Source organism: Pseudomonas sp. 32A (assembly GCF_052682255.1).
In genome coordinates this window covers 808,891-827,088 of record NZ_JBQYLY010000001.1, presented here as the reverse complement: position 1 = coordinate 827,088, position 18,198 = coordinate 808,891, and the positions used below count along the sequence as shown (strand labels likewise).

Here is an 18,198-nt window from a genome sequence, read left to right as displayed (position 1 = left end):
TCGGCGTAGTCTGTACCCAACGGTAAAACGAGGCCTCCCATGACTGTTCCCATCGCGATCATCGGCACCGGCATCGCCGGTCTCTCCGCCGCCCGAGCGTTGAAAAACGCGGGGCACGTTGTACAACTCTTTGATAAAAGCCGCGGCAGTGGCGGCCGCATGTCCAGCAAGCGCAGCGATGCGGGGGCATTGGACATGGGCGCGCAGTACTTCACCGCCCGCGACCGGCGCTTCGTCAACGAGGTGCAACGCTGGCAGGCCGATGGTTGTGCCGAGCAGTGGAAGCCGCAGCTGTACAATTTCAAGTCCGGGCAACTGACGCCCTCCCCCGATGAACAGATCCGCTGGGTCGGCACGCCGCGCATGAGTGCGATCACCCGCGCCCTGCTGGATGACTTGCCGGTGCAATTCGGTTGCCGCATCACCGAAGTGTTCCAGGGCAAACACCACTGGAACCTGCTGGACGCCGACGGCGAAAACCACGGCCCGTTCAGCCACGTGATTATCGCCACGCCGGCACCACAAGCCACCGCCCTGTTGGCTGCCGCCCCCAAGCTGGCGAGTGCCGCCGCCGGCGTGAAAATGGACCCGACCTGGGCCGTCGCCCTGGCCTTCGACAAACCGTTGGATACCCCGATGGAAGGCTGCTTCGTGCAGGACAGCCCGCTTGACTGGCTGGCCCGCAACCGCAGCAAACCCGGGCGCGACACCACCCTCGACACCTGGGTACTGCACGCCACCAGCACCTGGAGCAAGCAACACCTGGACCTGTCCAAGGAAGCGGTGATCGAACACCTGCACGGTGCCTTCGCCGAACTTTTGCACAGCGCCATGCCCGCGCCGTCCTTCACACTCGCCCACCGCTGGCTGTATGCACGGCCGTCCACCAGCCATGAGTTTGGAGTGCTGGCCGACGCCGACCTGGGCTTGTACGTGTGCGGCGACTGGTGCCTGTCGGGCCGCGTGGAAGGTGCCTGGCTCAGCGGCCAGGAAGCGGCACGGCGCTTGATCGAGCATCTGCAATGAACCGGATCAATCCCGCCAAGTTGCTGCTGTCGAAGTGGACAGCAGCCCGCCCGCAGCACAAGGAAAAACACTTCCTGGTGACCAAACTGTTGCGCGACGACGAAGGCGATGTGCAGGAAATCGAACTGGAAGCGGTGATGAGCCATCGCGTTCAGCGCCTGGCCTGGCAAACCCTGCAAAACGCCGAAGACTGGAAAATCGGCTGGAAATAGCCATCTTGCAAATACCTGTACAAATTATTTGACTTGTACAGCTTCAAACCTATGATGAGATCAAGTTGTACAGAAATTTAACTCTGTACAGGAATTTCACTGAGGTTTGGCCATGTCCAGCACCCTGCCCGCCACCGGAAAACCGAAAATCGCCATCAGCGCCTGCCTGTTGGGCGAGAACGTGCGCTTCAACGGCGGTCACAAACAATCTCAACTGTGCAGCCAGACCCTCGCCGACTATTTCGACTTCGTGCCGCTGTGCCCTGAGGTCGCCATCGGCCTGGGCATTCCCCGCGAGCCGATTCGCCTGGTGGGTGACCCGCTTAATCCCCAAGCTGTCGGCACCGTGCACCGCGAACTCAACGTGACCCAGCCACTGGATGATTACGGCCAGCAAATGGCCGCTGAACACACCGACCTCTGCGGTTACATCTTCATGCAGAAATCCCCGTCCTGCGGCCTGGAGCGGGTGAAGGTTTATCAAGACAACGGCATGCCCATCGACGGCGGCGGGCGCGGCATCTACGCCCAGGCATTCTGCGCGCGCCACCCCAACCTGCCGGTGGAAGAAGACGGTCGGCTGAATGACCCGGTGCTGCGGGAAAACTTCCTGACCCGGGTATTCGTCTATGCCACCTGGCAGCAACTGCTCGCCGAAGGCCTGACCCGTCACCGCCTGCTGGAATTTCACTCGCGCTACAAATACCTGCTGATGGCCCACAGCCCGGTGCATTACAAAAGCCTGGGCAACCTGCTGGGCAGCATGCCCAAGGACGTCGACCTTGACGCCTTGGCCGCCGGCTACTTCAGCGAACTGATGAGCGCCCTCACCCAGTGCGCCACCCGCGGCACCCACACCAACGTGCTGCAACACATCAGCGGCTACCTGAAGCAAGCCATCAGCGCCGAAGACAAACAGGAAATGCAGACCATCATTGGCCAATACCGCCAGGGCATCGTGCCGCTGGTGGTGCCGCTGACGCTGCTCAAGCACCACTTTCGCCAGCACCCGGACCGCTACATCGCCCAGCAGGCCTACCTGCAACCGCACCCGGAAAACCTCAGCCTGCGTAATGCGATTTAACCTATGACTTTCCCCCTGCAAGCACCTGTGGAAGACATCGCCGAGGCCCTCGAACAAGGCTGGCTGCCGATCCGCGAAGTGGCGCGCCAGACCGGTGTCAACGCCGTGACCCTGCGCGCTTGGGAGCGGCGCTACGGCCTGATCGTGCCTCAGCGCACGCCCAAGGGGCACCGCCTGTTCAGCGCCGAGCATGTCCAACGCATCCACACCATCCTCACCTGGCTCAACCGCGGGGTGCCGGTCAGTCAGGTCAAAAGCCTGATCGACACCGCGCAAACCGCCAGCGAACCGCCGGTGGAAAACGAATGGCACAATCGCCGCCAGCACCTGTTGCAGGCCATCAGCGAGCTGGCCGAGCGCCGGGTGGATGACGCCTTCAACCAGGCGATGGCGCTGTACCCACCGCGCACCCTGTGCGAGCAACTTCTGCTGCCGTTGCTCAAGGAACTTGAGCTACGCTGGCAAGGCCAATTCGGTGCGCAGATGGAGCGGGTGTTTTTCTATTCCTGGCTGCGCAGCAAATTCGGCGCGCGGATGTATCACAACAACCGCCAGCTCAACGGCGCGCCCCTGCTGCTGATCAACCATTCCGACCTGCCGCTGGAGCCGCACCTGTGGCTCACCGCCTGGCTCGCCAGCAGTGCCGATTGCCCGGTGGAAGTCTTCGACTGGCCATTGCCGGCGGGCGAACTGGCCCTGGCCGTCGAACACCTGCAACCCCGGGCAGTACTGCTGTATTCGAGCAAGACGCTCCATACATCGGCGCTGGAAAAACTGTTGAGCGGCTTCAGTTGTCCGAAACTGATAACCGGACCAGCGGTATGCATCCACCAGGCGGAGCTGTCCGTATTAACCCAAGACATTCCTGAATTGCTTCTGGCCGAAGACCCGTTGTCGGCCCATCAGGTACTGATCCAGCGTGGACTTATTTAAATGCACTTGATCTGGCTGCGCACCGACCTGCGCCTACATGACAACACCGCCCTCGCCGCCGCCGCACAGCGCGGGCCGACGGTGGCTGTCTACCTGATCAGCCCGGAGCAATGGCTGGCCCACGATGACGCGCCGTGCAAAGTCGACTTCTGGCTGCGCAACCTCAAGAGCCTGAGCGTGGCGCTGGGGGAGTTGAACATTCCTCTATTGATCCGCCATGCATCGACCTGGGACCAGGCACCGCAAGTCCTGGCAGACCTGTGCCAGGAACTGTCGGTCGAGTCGGTGCACGTCAATGACGAATACGGCATCCACGAAGAGCGCCGCGACGCCGCCGTGGCCCAGGCCCTCGAAGCCCGCGGTGTCACGTTTTACAATTACCTGGACCAGTTGTTTTTCCAGCCCGGCAGCGTGCTGACCAAGACCGGCACGTACTTCCAGGTGTTCAGCCAGTTCCGCAAGGTCTGCTACAACCGCCTGCACGGCGCCTTGCCGCGTTTGGTCGCCACACCCAAGGCGCAGGCGCCGCTCAAACTCAAAAGCGACCCGGTCCCGGATCACGTCGAGGGCTTCGCTACCCCGAGCGAGGCCCTGCGCGCCCTGTGGCCGGCGGGTGAGGCCGAAGCCCGGCGCCGTCTCGATCAATTCGCCGACGCGCAAATCAGCTATTACAAGGACGAACGCGACTTCCCGGCCAAGCCCGGTACCAGCCAGCTCTCGGCCTATCTGGCCGCCGGTGTGGTTTCGCCGCGCCAATGCCTGCATGCCGCGCTGCAAAGCAACCAGGGCGAATTCGAAAGCGGCGACATCGGCGCGATTACCTGGATCAACGAGCTGCTGTGGCGCGAGTTCTACAAACATATTCTGGTGGGTTACCCACGGGTCTCGCGCCACCGCGCGTTCCGCCCTGAAACCGAGGCCGTGGCCTGGCGCAACAGCCCGGAAGACTTGAAGGCCTGGCAGGAGGCACGCACCGGCCTGCCGATCATCGACGCGGCCATGCGCCAACTGCTGGAAACCGGCTGGATGCACAACCGCCTGCGCATGGTGGTGGCGATGTTCCTGACCAAAAACCTGCTGATCGACTGGCGCGAAGGCGAGCGCTTTTTCATGCGCCACCTGATCGACGGCGACCTGGCAGCCAACAACGGTGGCTGGCAGTGGAGTTCGTCCACCGGCACCGACTCGGCGCCGTACTTCCGGATCTTCAGCCCCTTGAGCCAGTCGGAAAAATTCGACGGCGAAGGGGTGTTTATCAAGCACTGGCTGCCACAACTGGCAGCGCTGAACAAAAAGGAAGTGCACAACCCCGATGCCGTGGGCGGCTTGTTTGGCGTGGCCGACTATCCTCGTCCTATTGTCGATCTGAAAAAGTCCCGCGAGCGCGCGCTTGCCGCCTTCCGCAGCCTGCCTTCACGCCAAGCGGTCGGGGGTGGTTATGAGTGATTTCCTGCGCCGCTTCGCCCAGACCTTTGCCAGTGTGGACAAACACAACCTGCACCTGCTCGACAGCCTGTACAGCAAGGACATCAGCTTCACCGACCCGCTGCACGAAGTGCACGGGCTGCCGGCGCTGCACCGTTACTTCGCCGAGCTGTACGACAACGTTACCCAGTTGCGCTTTGACTTTCATGGCTTCGATCAAGTGGCTGAAGGTGAGGGCTACCTGCGCTGGAAAATGAGCTTCTGCCACCCCCGCCTGGGCGGGGGTAAAGTGATTCGTGTCGAAGGCTGCTCGCACCTGTTATGGCGCGAGCAGGTGTACCACCACCGGGATTATTTTGATGCGGGTGCGCTGTTGTATGAACACGTGCCGGTCCTCGGCGGCGTGGTCAGCTGGTTGAAAAGGAGAATGGGATGAACCTCGTGCCGCCTCGTCGTTACTGGTTGACCGGTGCCAGCAGTGGCATCGGTGCCGAACTGGCCAAAGCGCTGCTCGACAGCGGTGCCCACGTGGCTGTCAGCTCCCGCTCCAAAGCGCCGCTGGAACAGCTCGCCCAGCAATACCCCGGGCAGGTGCTGGTGGTGGCGGGCGACCTGACCAACAGCCAGACCGTGCGCGAAATCGGCGAGCACATCGCCGTAGTCTGGGGCTCGCTGGACACTGTGATTCTCAATGCCGGCACTTGCGAATACGTGGACGCCAAGCAGTTTGATTCCTCGATCATCGAGCACGTGGTGCGCACCAACCTGCTGGCCAGCAGTTACTGCATCGAAGCCGCCCTGCCGCTATTGCGGGCCGGCCACACACCGCACCTGGTCGGCGTGGCCAGCGCCGTGACCTACCTGCCGATGCCCAGGGCTGAAGCCTACGGTGCCTCCAAGGCCGGCCTGCGTTATCTGTTCGAATCCCTGCGCATCGACCTGTCGCCCGAGGGCATTGACGTCACCGTGGTCAGCCCGGGCTTCGTCGACACACCGCTGACCGCCCGCAATGACTTCCCGATGCCCTTGAGCTGGCCGGCGGACAAGGCCGCGCGACATATCTTCGCCAAGCTGCAAAACCGCCCATTGGAAATTGCCTTCCCGGCCCTGTTCATTGCCGCGCTATGGCCGCTGTCGAAACTGCCGAACCGCGCCAAGCTGATCATCGGTAAACGCATGCTGCGCAGCCCGCCGCCGAGAAAGGATGACCTGTGAAGATCGCGATCATCGGCAGCGGCATTGCCGGGCTGACCAGCGCCTATCTGCTCAGTCGCCGCCACGACATCACCTTGTTCGAAGCGGGGGACCGCATCGGCGGGCACACCCACACGGTGAATGTCACGGTGGATGGCAAAAGCCATGCGGTGGACACCGGCTTCATCGTGTTCAACAACTGGACCTATCCCAACTTCATCAAGCTGCTGGGGCAGATTGGCGTGACGTTCAAACCCACCGAGATGAGCTTTTCGGTGTGCGACCCGAACGCCGGGTTCGAGTACAACGGCAACAACCTCAACAGCCTGTTCGCCCAGCGCCGCAATATCCTGTCGCCGGGGTTCTGGGGCATGTTGCGCGACATCCTGCGCTTCAACCGCCAGGCGCCGCTGGACCTGCAAGCGCAACGCATCAGCGCCGAGATGACCCTGGGCGAGTATCTGCAAGCGGGCGGCTACGGCCAGCGATTTATCCAGCACTACATCGTGCCGATGGGCGCGGCGATCTGGTCGATGTCCCTGGCTGACATGCTCGGGTTTCCCCTGCAATTCTTTGTGCGGTTCTTCAAGAATCACGGTTTGTTATCAGTGAGTAATCGGCCGCAGTGGTGCGTGATCGAAGGCGGGTCCAGCCGCTATATCGAGCCGCTGACCCAATCCTTCCGTGAAAAAATTCGCCTCAATTGCCCCGTCACCCGGGTTGAGCGCACACCGATCGGCGTGGTTATCCACAGCGCGGCGGGCAGCGAGGCGTTCGATAAAGTCGTGTTCGCCTGCCACAGCGACCAGGCCCTGGCATTGCTGGGCGACGCGAGCCTGGCCGAGCAGCAGATCCTCGGTGCCCTGCCCTACGCCGACAACGACGTAGTCCTGCACACCGACACCCGCTTGCTGCCCGAGCGCAAACTGGCCTGGGCCAGCTGGAACTATCGCCTGGACAGCAGCACGCAAAAACAGGCTGCCGTGACCTACGACATGAACATCCTGCAGGGCATCGACAGCGCCACCACCTTTTGCGTCAGCCTCAACCAGACGGCGATGATCAACCCGCTCAAGATTCTCGCCCGCTACACCTACGCCCACCCGCAATACAGCCTGGCCGCGGTGGCCGCTCAAGCGCGCTGGGAAGAATTGCACGGCGCACAGCACACTTATTACTGCGGCGCCTACTGGGCCAACGGTTTCCACGAAGACGGCGTGGTCAGCGCGTTGCGCGTGGCCAAAGCGTTTGGGGAAGCGCTGTGAACAGCGCCCTGTACAGCGGCTGGATCGCCCATCGGCGGTTTACGCCCAAGGGCCACGCCTTCCGTTATCGGATCGGCCTGCTGTACCTGGACCTCAGCGAACAGGACAACGTGTTCGCCTTGTCGCCGCTCGCTGGCGACCGCTGGGCACCGTTTGCATTTCGCCAGCAGGATTACCTGCGCGAATTTACCCGTCACGGCATGAGCTTGACCGATGCCGTACGCCAAGAAGTCGGCAAGGCCCTCGGGCGCATCCCCGAGGGCGCAATCTGCCTGCTGACCCAGGCCCGCAGTTGGGGCCTGGCTTTTAATCCGGTGAGTTTCTTCTACTGCTTCGAGGCCGATGGCACCTTGGCCGCGATTCTGTGTGAAGTGACCAACACCCCGTGGCGCGAACGCTATCACTACGTGCTGCCGGCCATGGCGCTGCCTGCCGGTGAACATCAGCACTTCGCCGTGGCCAAGGCGTTTCATGTCTCGCCGTTTTTGCCCCGGGACCTGGAATACCGCATGAGCTTCAGCCCGCCCGCCGCCAGACTCGGCGTGCACATGGCCGACTGGCAAGGCGACCTGAAAGTGTTCGACGCCACCTTGAGCCTGCAACGTGAAGCACTGAACCGCGCCAGCCTGCACCGTTATTTGTGGCGCTTCCCGTGGATGACCGCCAAGACCTGCCTGGCCATTTATTGGCAGGCCCTGCGCCTTCTGCTTAAACGCACGCCGATTTTTTCCCATCACGCCGCCGAAGGCGCTTCTCGCACCGCAGTCGGGTACACCAAGGATCGCCGCCATGAAATCCCCTAGCTTATCGGTCAAATCCAATCGCTTGAACGTCAACGGCATGACCGCCGCACTGCTGCGCAAAGCGGTGCTGCGCCAGCTCGGCCAACTGCGCCACGGCCAGTTGGTGGTGGTCGAGGACGGCGAGCGGCAAGTCTTCGGCGCACGGGAAGCGCACCTGCTGGGGGAAATCCAGATCCTCGATTCGGCCGTATGGGGGCTGGTGGCGGCCAACGGTTCCATCGGCGCGGGCGAGGCATTTATTCACGGCTACTGGAGCAGCCCGGACCTGACCGCCGTGGTGCGGGTGATGGTCAGCAACCTCGACGTGCTGGATGCACTGGAAGGTGGCCTGGCCAAACTGGCGCGACCCTTCACCCAAGGCCTGCACTGGCTCAACCGCAACACACGCAAGGGCTCGCAGAAAAACATCGCCGCCCACTACGACCTGGGCAACGACCTGTTCGAAGAATTCCTCGATCCCACCATGATGTATTCGGCCGCACAGTTCCTCACCGCCGACGACACCCTGGAACAGGCACAACTGAACAAGCTGGAGCGGATTTGCCAGAAGCTCGCGCTGAAATCGTCGGACCATCTGCTGGAAATCGGCACCGGCTGGGGCAGCATGGCGATCTACGCCGCGCAGCAGTATGGCTGCAAGGTCACCACCACGACCTTGTCCAAAGAGCAGTTTGCCTACACCGAAAAACGCATCGAGGCCCTGGGTTTGCAGAATCAGGTGACACTGCTGCTGGAGGACTACCGCGACCTGACCGGCCAGTACGACAAGCTGGTGTCCATCGAGATGATCGAAGCCGTGGGCCATCGCTTCCTGCCGACCTACTTCAAACAATGCGCGCAGTTGCTCAAGAGCAACGGCCTGATGTTGCTGCAAGCCATCACCATTCGTGAACAGCGCTACGAGCAGGCCAAGAGCAGCGTGGATTTCATCCAGCGCTATATCTTCCCCGGCGGCGCCCTGCCCTGCGTGCAGAAAATGCTCGAGATCGTCAGCCGCGACACCGACATGAACCTGCTGCACATGGAGGATTTCGGCCTGCACTACGCACGAACCCTGCGCTTGTGGCATGAGAACTTTCGCCGCGCCCACAGCCGCCTGACGGAAATGGGCTACGACGAATATTTCCTGCGTCTGTGGGAGTTTTACCTGTGCTACTGCGAGGGCGGCTTTATGGAGCGCACCATCGGCACCGCCCAGATGCTGCTGGCCAAGCCGGCGGCGCTGACCCAACCGCTGCTCGGGCGCTTTGATGCTTAAACCGCTGGCGAATGCCGTGCTGTTTCAGTGCGGTTGGTTTGCCTGTGTGCTGGGTGGCGACAGCCCGTGGCTGTTGGTGGGAGTCGCGGTGCTGGCGGTCCACCTGCTGTGGATAAGTTCGTGGTCGGAAGAAGGCCAGGTGATTCTTGCCGTGACCCTGCTGGGCACGGTGGTCGACACCGCGTTGCGCGCCTTGGGTGTATTTCATTTCAGCTTGCCTGGGCCACTGGCACCTTTGTGGCTGATCCTGTTGTGGGCGCTACTGGCGACCACCCTGCGCCATTGCCTGGCCTGGAGCGCACAACCCTGGTGGCGCGCCAGTCTGTTGGGCGCAGTGGGTGGACCGTTGTCCTATTACGCAAGCAGCCAGTTGGCCGGCGTCAGTTTCGGCTATGGCACGCTGCCGACCGTCATCGGTCTCGCGTTGCTCTGGGGCATGATCTTCCCGTTGCTGCACTGGGTCGCCAGGCAGTTGTCACACTGACGTCCGTCAGGCCTTTCACACAGATGCAAGCCGCTTGCCTTACACTGCGCGCCTATGACCAACATCCCCCACACACAAATCGGCGAACCCGCCGTCACCTGCTCCACCTGCGCCGCCTGCTGCTGCCAGCTGGAAGTCATGCTGATCACCGACACGGGCGTGCCTGATCGCTTTATCGATACCGACGATTGGGGCGGCGAAGTCATGCTGCGCCTGGATGATGGCTGGTGCGCGGCGCTGGATCGCGACACGATGATGTGCACGATTTATGAGAAGCGGCCGCTGATCTGCCGCGAGTTCGAGATGGGCGCACCGGAGTGCATCGATGAGCGCCAGGGGCTGGCGACGGTGTATCGCTGATTTTGAAAAACCAACGATGAGCAAATGTGGGAGCGGGCTTGTTCGCGAAAGTGGTGTGTCAGTCAACTGATTCGTCGCTGATACGCCGCTTTTGCGAGCAAGCCCGCTCCCACAATGGTTTTGCAGTGTTCTGAGGAATTACAGTGGCATCGTGTAGTGCAGCGAATAGCTCTCGACACCATCGTTGTTGCTGCTGATCCCGGCATTCGAGTAATGGGTGGCCCGAATCCCCACCTCACTCCCACCGACAAAGCGCAGGCCAAAGCCCAGTCGGTCTTCAAACTGGAAAGCCTGGCCGATGTTGTTGTCTTCAACCTGCGTGCGCGAGAACAGCGCCACGCCGACCCCGGCCTCTATGTAGGGCTTCACCCTCTCCCCGGCAAACTCATACACAAACACCGGCGAGAACGACAGGCTGCTGACACTGGCGCGCTTGTCACCGTCCCAAAAGGTGTACGCGCCGCTCCAGTAACCCGTGAGACGACCCGTATTGCTCTGCAACCAGCTTTTATCCCAATCCGACGTCAGCCCCAGGCGATAGGTCATGGTCGAATTGCTGGTGCTCCCCACCCCAAACTCCAGACCCGCTGCTTGCGCGGAAAAAGAGTGCCCCAACATGGCGGCCGCAATCGCAGCCAAACAGAACAAGCGCTTCATAAGAAACATCCTTTCCGAACGAAGTTGTATGGTTTTGTACAGGCTAACTTGCTATAGAAGCTGCCGCATAGGCAGAAGTTCAGCGAAAAACAGCGCTATTTCACGTTTTTTTCACACGCCAAAATTACGCACAACGCCGGGAAATTTCCATAGGGTCGGTAGGATATTTCTTAGGTGCTGAGGATCGCCGCTGGTCCAGAGCTGCGCCGGCTGTGGATTGCCGGTGGCCAGCAGTTCGCGATCACTCAACAGGCGCTGTAATTGACGCGCTACGGCAGCGCCGGTGTCGATCAGAATGATCGTCGGCGGGAGCATCCCGGCAAGCAGTGGTTTGAGGAAAGGGTAGTGGGTGCAGCCGAGGATGATGGTGTCGCAACCGGCAGCGATCAACGGTTCGACGTAACCCTGCAACATCACACGCAAGGCCGGGCTGTTCAGGTCGCCGGTCTCGATCAGTTCCACCAGGCCTGGGCACGGCTGGGTGATCACCCGTACATCGGTGGCAAAGCGGTCGAGCAAGGCGGCGAACTTGGCGCTTTGCAGGGTGCCAGTGGTTGCGAGCACTCCGACTACCCCACTGCGGGTCGCGGCGGCGGCGGGTTTGACCGCCGGCTCCATGCCCACCAACGGCCAGTCGGGATAGTCCTGGCGCAAGTCGGCGACCGCAGCGACAGTCGCCGTGTTGCAGGCAATCACAAAGGCTTTGGCGCCCTTCTGGCGAAAAAACTCCGCCACCCGCCGCGAGCGCTCAAGGATGAAGGCCGGGGTTTTCTCGCCGTACGGGATGTGCCCGCAATCCGCCACGTACAGCAGCGATTCGTGGGGCAGCAGGCGCTGAATTTCGTCCAGCACCGACAGGCCACCGACGCCGGAATCGAACACACCAATCGGCGCGTCCTTAACCATGGTGGCTACCGCAGACGCTGCAACCGGGGTCACGCTTGACCCGCAGCTCGCGAAAACGCGTGGTCAGGGCGTCGATCAACAACAGCCGCCCCACCAACGGCTCGCCGAAACCGGCCAGTAACTTCAAGGCTTCCAGGGCCTGCAGGCTGCCGACCAGGCCCACCAACGGGCCGATGACGCCGGCTTCGCTGCAGGTCAGTTCGGTTTCGCTGCCGTGCCCGTATAAGCAGTGGTAGCACGGGCTTTCGGCGCGCCGTGGGTCGAATACCGACAGTTGGCCCTCGAGCCGAATCGCGGCGCCGCTGACCAGAGGTTTCCCGGCGGCAACGCAGGCGGCGTTGACTGCTTCGCGAGTGGAGAAGTTGTCACTGCAATCGAGCACCACGTCAACCGCCGCCACGGCAGCCGCGAGGGAATCGACATCCAGCGCACTGCGATGGGCGACCAACTGTATTTCAGGATTGATCGCACTCAGGCGACGAATCGCCGAATCGACCTTGCTCAGGCCGACGCTGTCGGTGTCATGGATGATCTGGCGTTGCAGGTTGGTCAGGTCGACGGTGTCGAAATCCGCCAAATGCAGCTCACCCACACCCGCCGCCGCCAGATACAGCGCCACTGGCGAACCAAGACCACCGAGCCCGACAATCAGGGCGCGGCTGTTTTTCAGACGCAACTGGCCTTCGATGTCGACATGCTGCAACAGAATCTGTCGGCTATAGCGCAACAGCTCCTGATCATTCAGCACGGCCGACGCCCCAGGGTGATGCGTTCGTGGCCACCGAGGTCGATGCGGCTGTGGACTTCTTCGAAGCCTTCCCCCAGCAGCAGGTCGCGCACGGCGGGCGCCTGGTCGTAACCGTGTTCCAGCAACAACCAGCCCGCGGCGTCGAGGTGCGCGGGCGCCTGAGCGATGATCAGCCGCAGGTCGTCCAGGCCGTCATGGCCGGCCACCAGCGCACTGGCCGGCTCAAAGCGCACATCACCGGCCACCAGATGCGGATCGGTGTCGGCGATATAAGGCGGGTTGCTGATGACCAGGTTGTAGGTGCGGCCTTCAAGGGCGCTGAACCAATGGCTGTTCAGCACCGTGGCGTTATTCAGGTGCAGGCGCTGGCGGTTGCGTTCGGCCAGGGCCACGGCTTCCAGCACGCGGTCGACAGCCGTGACTTGCCAGGCCGGGCGTTCGCTGGCCAGGGCCAGGGCAATCGCGCCGCTGCCGGTGCCGAGGTCGAGGACTTTGGCCGGTGTGGCAGGCAGCAATTCCAGGGCGGCTTCCACCAGCATCTCGGTTTCCGGACGCGGGATCAGCGTGTGCGGCGCCACTTCCAGGTCCAGCTTCCAGAAGCCTTGCTGGCCGAGGATGTAGGCCACAGGCTCGCCGGTGCGGCGGCGTTGCAGGTAGGCGGCAAAGGTCAGTGCATCTTCGCTGCTGACGATTTTTTCCGGCCAGGTGTGCAGGTAACTGCGAGACTTGCCCAGGGCAGCCGCCAGCAACAATTCCACGTCCAGGCGCGCTGTGGGTGAGTCTGGCAGGTCGGCGGCGCGTAACAGGCTGGCGATAATGGTCATTTATTCACCTATCGCCGCGAGCTGGTCGGCCTGGTATTCGGCCAACAACGGCTCGATCACCGCGTCAACGCCACCGGCGAGGATTTCATCCAGGGAGTACAGCGTCAGGTTGACGCGGTGGTCGGTGACACGGCCCTGGGCGAAGTTGTAAGTACGGATACGCTCGGAACGGTCGCCCGAGCCGACGAGCAATTTACGCTCGCTGGCAATCGCGTTGGCGGCGGCGCTGGTCTGCTGGTCATTCAGCTTGGCCGACAGCCAGGACATGGCCCGCGCACGGTTCTTGTGCTGGGAGCGTTCTTCCTGGCATTCCACCACGATGCCCGAAGGCAAGTGAGTGATACGGATCGCAGAGTCGGTCTTGTTCACGTGCTGGCCACCGGCACCCGATGAGCGGTAGGTGTCGACCCGCAGGTCTGCCGGGTTGATCTCGATGGCTTCCTGCTCGTCCGGCTCGGGCAATACGGCCACGGTGCAGGCAGAGGTGTGGATGCGGCCCTGGGATTCCGTCGCCGGAACCCGCTGCACGCGGTGCACGCCCGACTCGAACTTCAGTTTGCCGTAGACATTCTCGCCTTCAACCCGGGCGATGACTTCTTTATAGCCGCCGTGTTCGCCTTCGTTCTCGGACAGAATCTCCACCCGCCAGCCGCGACGCTCGGCATACCGCGAGTACATGCGGAACAAGTCGCCGGAGAAAATCGCCGCCTCGTCGCCACCGGTGCCGGCGCGGATTTCGAGGAACACGTTGCGCCCGTCATTCGGGTCCTTGGGCAGCAGCATGCGTTGCAGGTCGCCTTCCAGTTCGATCAGCTTGTCCTTGGCTTCTCGCACTTCTTCAACGGCCATTTCACGCATGTCCGGATCGCTGTCCTTGAGCAGCGCCTGAGCGCCTTCTAGGTCAGCCTGAACCTTGAGCAACTGTTTATAGGTGCCCACAATCGGTTCAACTTCCGCGTATTCCTTGGAATAGGTACGGAACTTGGTTTGATCGGAGATGACCTCGCCATCGCCGAGCAAGGCGGTCAGTTCTTCGAAACGGTCCTGAAGGACGTCCAGTTTATTGAGCAGTGACGCTTTCATTGCGGTTTTTTATCCGAAGAGCTTTCTGTCGCGCCCTCACCGAGGGCAAAGAGTTCCTGGGCCATGGCCAGCGCATCGAGGCGGCCTTCGGCGGTAAGCTTTTTCAACTGAACACTGGGGGCGTGCAGCAATTTGTTGGTCAGGCCGCGCGCCAGTTGCATCAGCACGTCTTCGGCGCTGCTGCCATTGGCGAGCATACGCTGGGCCTTGATCAATTCCTCGTCCCGCAGGCGTTCGCCTTGCTGACGGTAGGCCTTGAGCACGTCCACTGCCGCCAGTTCACGCAGGCGCACCATGAAATCGTCGGCACCGGTGCTGACCATCTCCTCGGCGGCCTGGGCTGCGCCCTGGCGACTCTTGAGGTTTTCGGCGACCACTTCGTGCAGATCGTCGACGCTGTAGAGGTAAACGTCGTCCAACTCGCCGACTTCAGGCTCGATATCCCGGGGAACGGCGATATCCACCATGAAAATCGGCTTGTGCTTGCGCAGTTTCAGGGCGCTTTCCACCGCGCCTTTGCCGAGGATCGGCAACTGGCTGGCGGTGGAGCTGATGACGATGTCGCTGCGCACCAGCTCGGCCGGGATGTCGGAAAGCAACACAGCATGGGCACCGAACTGTTCGGCGAGGATACTGGCGCGCTCCAGGGTACGGTTGGCGACGACGATGCGCTTTACGCCCAGCTCATGCAGATGGCGGGCGACCAGGGTGATGGTCTCGCCGGCGCCGATCAGCAGGGCCTGGCTGCGTTGCAAGTCACTGAAAATCTGCTTGGCCAGACTGACGGCGGCAAATGCCACGGACACCGGGTTTTCACCGATGGCGGTGTCGGTACGCACCTGCTTGGCCGAATTGAAGGTGGCCTGGAATAAACGCCCCAGCAGCGGGCCGATGGTGCCGGCCTCGCGGGCCACGGCGTAGGCCGATTTCATCTGGCCGAGAATCTGCGGTTCGCCCAACACCAGCGAATCGAGCCCGGAGGCGACGCGCATCATGTGACGAACTGCCGCATCCTCTTCGTGCACATAGGCGCTTTGGCGCAGCTCATCGAGGCTCAAATGGTGGTAATCGGCCAGCCAGCGCAGCACCACATCCGCTGAAAGATGTTCCTGCTCTATATAGAGCTCGCTGCGATTGCAGGTCGAAAGGATCGCAGCTTCGCGACTGTCGGTGAGCCGGCAGAGCTGCTGCAAGGCCTCAACCAACTGCTCGGGAGTAAAAGCCACGCGCTCGCGGACGTCTACAGAAGCAGTCTTGTGGTTAATACCGAGTGCAAGGAAGGCCATTCAATATCGCTGATGATGTCGGGAAGCCGACAATTGTCCTACTTCGAATGATTCAGAACAACCACCGTAGGCTATTGTCCTAATGCCTTGTGTCTATAAAGGCATCCTGTAGGAGCAAGCTTGCTCGCGAAAAACGCTCAGGCAACGCGTCAATCCAGAATGAACGCGTTACCGTTGACGATCTTCGCGAGCAAGCTCGCTCCTACAGGGAAAGCAATAAGCGTATTACGGGCGCCCCGGTTATGTTTGGCCGAAGGCTTGTGTCATGATGATCCGACCGCAGGTTAGTCGTCCTCTTCCTATATGAATAGATCTTCCGCGTTGCTCCTTGCTTTTGTCTTTCTCAGCGGCTGCCAGGCCATGGCACCCGTGTCGCCGGACGGTACGCCGCCGGTAGAAGACAGCACCCCCGCCCCTGAAAAGCCCAAGGTTTATTCCTCGTTCAGTGAAGAAACGGTCTTCAGCCTGCTGAGCGCGGAGCTGGCCGGCCAGCGCAATCGTTTCGACATTGCCCTGGATAACTACGTGACCCAGGCCATCAATACTCAGGATCCGGGGATTTCCGAGCGCGCGTTTCGTATCGCCGAGTACCTGGGCGCTGATCAGGCTGCCCTGGACACCTCGCTGATCTGGGCGAAAAACGCCCCGGACGATCTCGAAGCGCAGCGGGCAGCCGCCATTCAACTGGCCCGCGCCGGGCGCTATGACGACTCCATGGTGTATATGGAGAAAGTCCTGCAGGGCAAGGGCGACACGCATTTCGACTTCCTCGCGCTGTCGGCTGCCGACACCGATCAGGACACCCGCAACGGCCTGATGAAGAGTTTTGACCGCCTGCTGCAAAAACACCCGAACAACAGCCAGTTGATCTTCGGCAAGGCGCTGTTGTTGCAACAGGATGATGAGCCCGAGGCCGCGTTGAAGCTGCTGGAGCAACACCCGCCGGAAGAGGGCGAGATCGCGCCGATCCTGCTGCGTGCCCGCCTGCTGCAAAACCTCAACCGCGGCAAGGAAGCGATTCCGTTGCTGGAAAAAAGCATCAAGAAGTACCCTGGCGACAAACGCCTGCTGCTGACCTATGCGCGCATGCTGGTTGAACAGGACCGCATGGAAGACGCCAAGGTGCAGTTCGCCAACCTCGTCCAGCAATACCCGGACGATGATGAATTGCGTTACTCCCTGGCGCTGGTGTGCCTGGAAGCGAAGGCGTGGGATGAGGCCAAGGGTTACCTGGAGGACTTGATCGCCCGCGAGAGCCACGTGGATTCGGCGCACCTGAACCTGGGCCGCATCGCTGAGGAGCGTAACGACCCGCAGGCTGCATTGCTTGAATACGCCCAGGTGGGCCCCGGCAATGATTACCTGCCGGCGCAACTGCGCCAGGCCGATATCCTGATGAGCAACGGCCGCACCGACGAGGCTGAAAAACGCCTGGCTGCCGCACGGGATGCCGAGCCGGACTACGCGATCCAGCTGTATCTGATCCAGGCCGAGACCTTGTCGGCCAACAAGCAAGGCGATCGCGCCTGGAAAATCCTCCAGCAAGCCTTGCTGCAATACCCCGACGACCTGAACCTGTTGTACACCCGCGCCATGCAGGCGGAAAAACGCAATGACCTGGCGCAGATGGAAAAAGACCTGCGCCTGATCATCAAGCGCGACCCGGACAACGCCATGGCACTGAACGCCCTGGGTTACACCTTGTCCGACCGTACAACGCGTTACGCCGAAGCCAAGGAGCTGATTGAAAAGGCTCACCAGCTGAACCCGGAAGACCCGGCCGTACTCGACAGCCTCGGCTGGGTGAATTACCGCCTGGGCAACCTGGACGAAGCCGAACGCTTGCTGCGCCAGGCGCTGGAACGCTTCCCCGACCAGGAAGTGGCCGCACACCTGGGCGAAGTGCTCTGGGCCAACGGCAAGCAGCGTGAAGCACGACAAATCTGGGAGAAGTTCCTCAAGGAACAGCCCGAAAGCCCAATCCTGCGCAGCACCATCAAGCGCCTGACCGGATCCGAGACCCTTTAATTTTATGTTTTTGCGCCACGTCATCGTTTTCAGCTTTATCGCCCTGCTCGCCGGCTGCTCCGGCCTTGGCACCCGTGAATCTGTCGAAGGCCCGGGCAACCCGGCGCAATGGCAGCAGCACAAGGATCAACTGAGCAGCCTGGATGGCTGGCAGATCGAGGGCAAGGTCGGCATTCGCGCCCCGAAAGATTCGGGCAGCGGCACCTTGTTCTGGCTGCAACGCCAGGACTATTACGACATTCGCCTGTCCGGCCCGCTGGGCCGCGGTGCAGCACGCCTGACCGGCCGACCGGGGCAAGTCAGCCTGGAAGTGGCCAATCAGGGCCGCTTTGAGGCGCCGACACCGGAAGCCCTGCTGGAAGAACAGATGGGCTGGAAACTCCCCGTATCGCACCTGGTGTGGTGGGTGCGCGGCCTTCCGGCGCCAGACAGCAAGAGCCGCCTGAGCCTCAATGGCGACAGCCGCCTGGCTTCCCTGGAGCAGGATGGCTGGCAGGTCGAGTACCTGAGCTATGTGCAACAGAACGGTTACTGGCTGCCCGAGCGCATCAAGCTGCATGGCACCGACCTTGACGTCACGCTGGTGATCAAGGACTGGCAACCTCGCAAACTGGGGCAGTGA

Annotated in this window: 20 protein-coding genes; 14 read left to right on the top strand and 6 right to left on the bottom strand. The window is 61.7% G+C overall.

The window, feature by feature from the left end:
• The first annotated feature begins 39 nt into the window (after window positions 1-39).
• The 12 genes from ACUN0G_RS03705 to ACUN0G_RS03650 all read left to right on the top strand — a co-directional run bounded on the left by ACUN0G_RS03705 (window position 40) and on the right by ACUN0G_RS03650 (window position 10,044).
• Complete coding sequence (locus ACUN0G_RS03705) at window positions 40-1,026, top strand: NAD(P)/FAD-dependent oxidoreductase (RefSeq protein ID WP_258343743.1); 987 nt, start codon at window positions 40-42, stop codon at window positions 1,024-1,026.
• Window positions 1,023-1,238 carry a TIGR02450 family Trp-rich protein gene (locus ACUN0G_RS03700; protein ID WP_003208432.1) on the top strand — a complete coding sequence of 72 codons (216 nt, stop codon included), beginning with the start codon at window positions 1,023-1,025 and terminating at the stop codon, window positions 1,236-1,238. The genes ACUN0G_RS03705 and ACUN0G_RS03700 overlap by 4 nt, the downstream gene beginning before the upstream one ends.
• A gap of 112 nt (window positions 1,239-1,350) precedes the next feature.
• Window positions 1,351-2,322, top strand: a complete 972-nt coding sequence (locus ACUN0G_RS03695; protein ID WP_421525103.1) for a YbgA family protein — start codon at window positions 1,351-1,353, stop codon at window positions 2,320-2,322.
• A 3-nt stretch (window positions 2,323-2,325) separates the two neighbouring features.
• Window positions 2,326-3,255, top strand: a complete 930-nt coding sequence (locus ACUN0G_RS03690; protein WP_258343741.1) for a MerR family transcriptional regulator — start codon at window positions 2,326-2,328, stop codon at window positions 3,253-3,255.
• Window positions 3,256-4,701, top strand: coding sequence for a deoxyribodipyrimidine photo-lyase (gene phrB, locus ACUN0G_RS03685; RefSeq protein ID WP_258343740.1), 1,446 nt, complete (start codon window positions 3,256-3,258; stop codon window positions 4,699-4,701).
• Window positions 4,694-5,116, top strand: coding sequence for a nuclear transport factor 2 family protein (locus tag ACUN0G_RS03680; RefSeq protein ID WP_445572713.1), 423 nt, complete (start codon window positions 4,694-4,696; stop codon window positions 5,114-5,116). Before phrB ends, ACUN0G_RS03680 begins: the two co-directional genes overlap by 8 nt.
• Window positions 5,113-5,895, top strand: coding sequence for an SDR family NAD(P)-dependent oxidoreductase (locus tag ACUN0G_RS03675; protein WP_421525107.1), 783 nt, complete (start codon window positions 5,113-5,115; stop codon window positions 5,893-5,895). Before ACUN0G_RS03680 ends, ACUN0G_RS03675 begins: the two co-directional genes overlap by 4 nt.
• On the top strand, window positions 5,892-7,139 hold the full coding sequence (locus ACUN0G_RS03670; protein WP_445572712.1) for an NAD(P)/FAD-dependent oxidoreductase: 1,248 nt from the start codon (window positions 5,892-5,894) through the stop codon (window positions 7,137-7,139). Before ACUN0G_RS03675 ends, ACUN0G_RS03670 begins: the two co-directional genes overlap by 4 nt.
• Complete coding sequence (locus tag ACUN0G_RS03665; protein ID WP_445572711.1) at window positions 7,136-7,942, top strand: DUF1365 domain-containing protein; 807 nt, start codon at window positions 7,136-7,138, stop codon at window positions 7,940-7,942. The genes ACUN0G_RS03670 and ACUN0G_RS03665 overlap by 4 nt, the downstream gene beginning before the upstream one ends.
• On the top strand, window positions 7,929-9,200 hold the full coding sequence (locus tag ACUN0G_RS03660) for a class I SAM-dependent methyltransferase (protein ID WP_445572710.1): 1,272 nt from the start codon (window positions 7,929-7,931) through the stop codon (window positions 9,198-9,200). The genes ACUN0G_RS03665 and ACUN0G_RS03660 overlap by 14 nt, the downstream gene beginning before the upstream one ends.
• On the top strand, window positions 9,193-9,684 hold the full coding sequence (locus tag ACUN0G_RS03655) for a DUF2878 domain-containing protein (protein ID WP_445572709.1): 492 nt from the start codon (window positions 9,193-9,195) through the stop codon (window positions 9,682-9,684). The genes ACUN0G_RS03660 and ACUN0G_RS03655 overlap by 8 nt, the downstream gene beginning before the upstream one ends.
• A gap of 54 nt (window positions 9,685-9,738) precedes the next feature.
• Window positions 9,739-10,044, top strand: a complete 306-nt coding sequence (locus tag ACUN0G_RS03650; RefSeq protein WP_421525112.1) for a YkgJ family cysteine cluster protein — start codon at window positions 9,739-9,741, stop codon at window positions 10,042-10,044.
• Between the two features lie 138 nt (window positions 10,045-10,182).
• Here ACUN0G_RS03650 and ACUN0G_RS03645 read toward each other — a convergent pair whose 3' ends face one another.
• The 6 genes from ACUN0G_RS03645 to hemA all read right to left on the bottom strand — a co-directional run bounded on the left by ACUN0G_RS03645 (window position 10,183) and on the right by hemA (window position 15,548).
• Window positions 10,183-10,701, bottom strand: a complete 519-nt coding sequence (locus tag ACUN0G_RS03645; protein WP_258343732.1) for an acyloxyacyl hydrolase — start codon at window positions 10,699-10,701, stop codon at window positions 10,183-10,185.
• 111 nt (window positions 10,702-10,812) lie between these two features.
• The gene (murI, locus tag ACUN0G_RS03640; RefSeq protein WP_445572708.1) at window positions 10,813-11,607 is read right to left on the bottom strand and encodes a glutamate racemase; all 795 of its coding nucleotides are present in this window, start codon (window positions 11,605-11,607) and stop codon (window positions 10,813-10,815) included.
• On the bottom strand, window positions 11,600-12,355 hold the full coding sequence (locus ACUN0G_RS03635; RefSeq protein WP_445572707.1) for a molybdopterin-synthase adenylyltransferase MoeB: 756 nt from the start codon (window positions 12,353-12,355) through the stop codon (window positions 11,600-11,602). The genes murI and ACUN0G_RS03635 overlap by 8 nt, the downstream gene beginning before the upstream one ends.
• A complete protein-coding gene (gene prmC, locus ACUN0G_RS03630; protein WP_445572706.1) occupies window positions 12,349-13,179 on the bottom strand; it encodes a peptide chain release factor N(5)-glutamine methyltransferase in 831 nt (276 codons plus the stop codon). The genes ACUN0G_RS03635 and prmC overlap by 7 nt, the downstream gene beginning before the upstream one ends.
• A complete protein-coding gene (gene prfA / locus ACUN0G_RS03625; protein WP_003208405.1) occupies window positions 13,180-14,262 on the bottom strand; it encodes a peptide chain release factor 1 in 1,083 nt (360 codons plus the stop codon).
• Window positions 14,259-15,548, bottom strand: coding sequence for a glutamyl-tRNA reductase (gene hemA, locus ACUN0G_RS03620; protein ID WP_076014969.1), 1,290 nt, complete (start codon window positions 15,546-15,548; stop codon window positions 14,259-14,261). Before hemA ends, prfA begins: the two co-directional genes overlap by 4 nt.
• Before the next feature lie 303 nt (window positions 15,549-15,851).
• On the opposite strand from hemA, the gene ACUN0G_RS03615 reads away from it, so the two are divergent.
• Window positions 15,852-17,576: a tetratricopeptide repeat protein gene (locus tag ACUN0G_RS03615; protein WP_258343725.1), complete on the top strand. Its 1,725-nt coding sequence runs from the start codon at window positions 15,852-15,854 to the stop codon at window positions 17,574-17,576.
• 4 nt (window positions 17,577-17,580) lie between these two features.
• Window positions 17,581-18,198: a lipoprotein insertase outer membrane protein LolB gene (lolB, locus tag ACUN0G_RS03610; RefSeq protein ID WP_063033130.1), complete on the top strand. Its 618-nt coding sequence runs from the start codon at window positions 17,581-17,583 to the stop codon at window positions 18,196-18,198.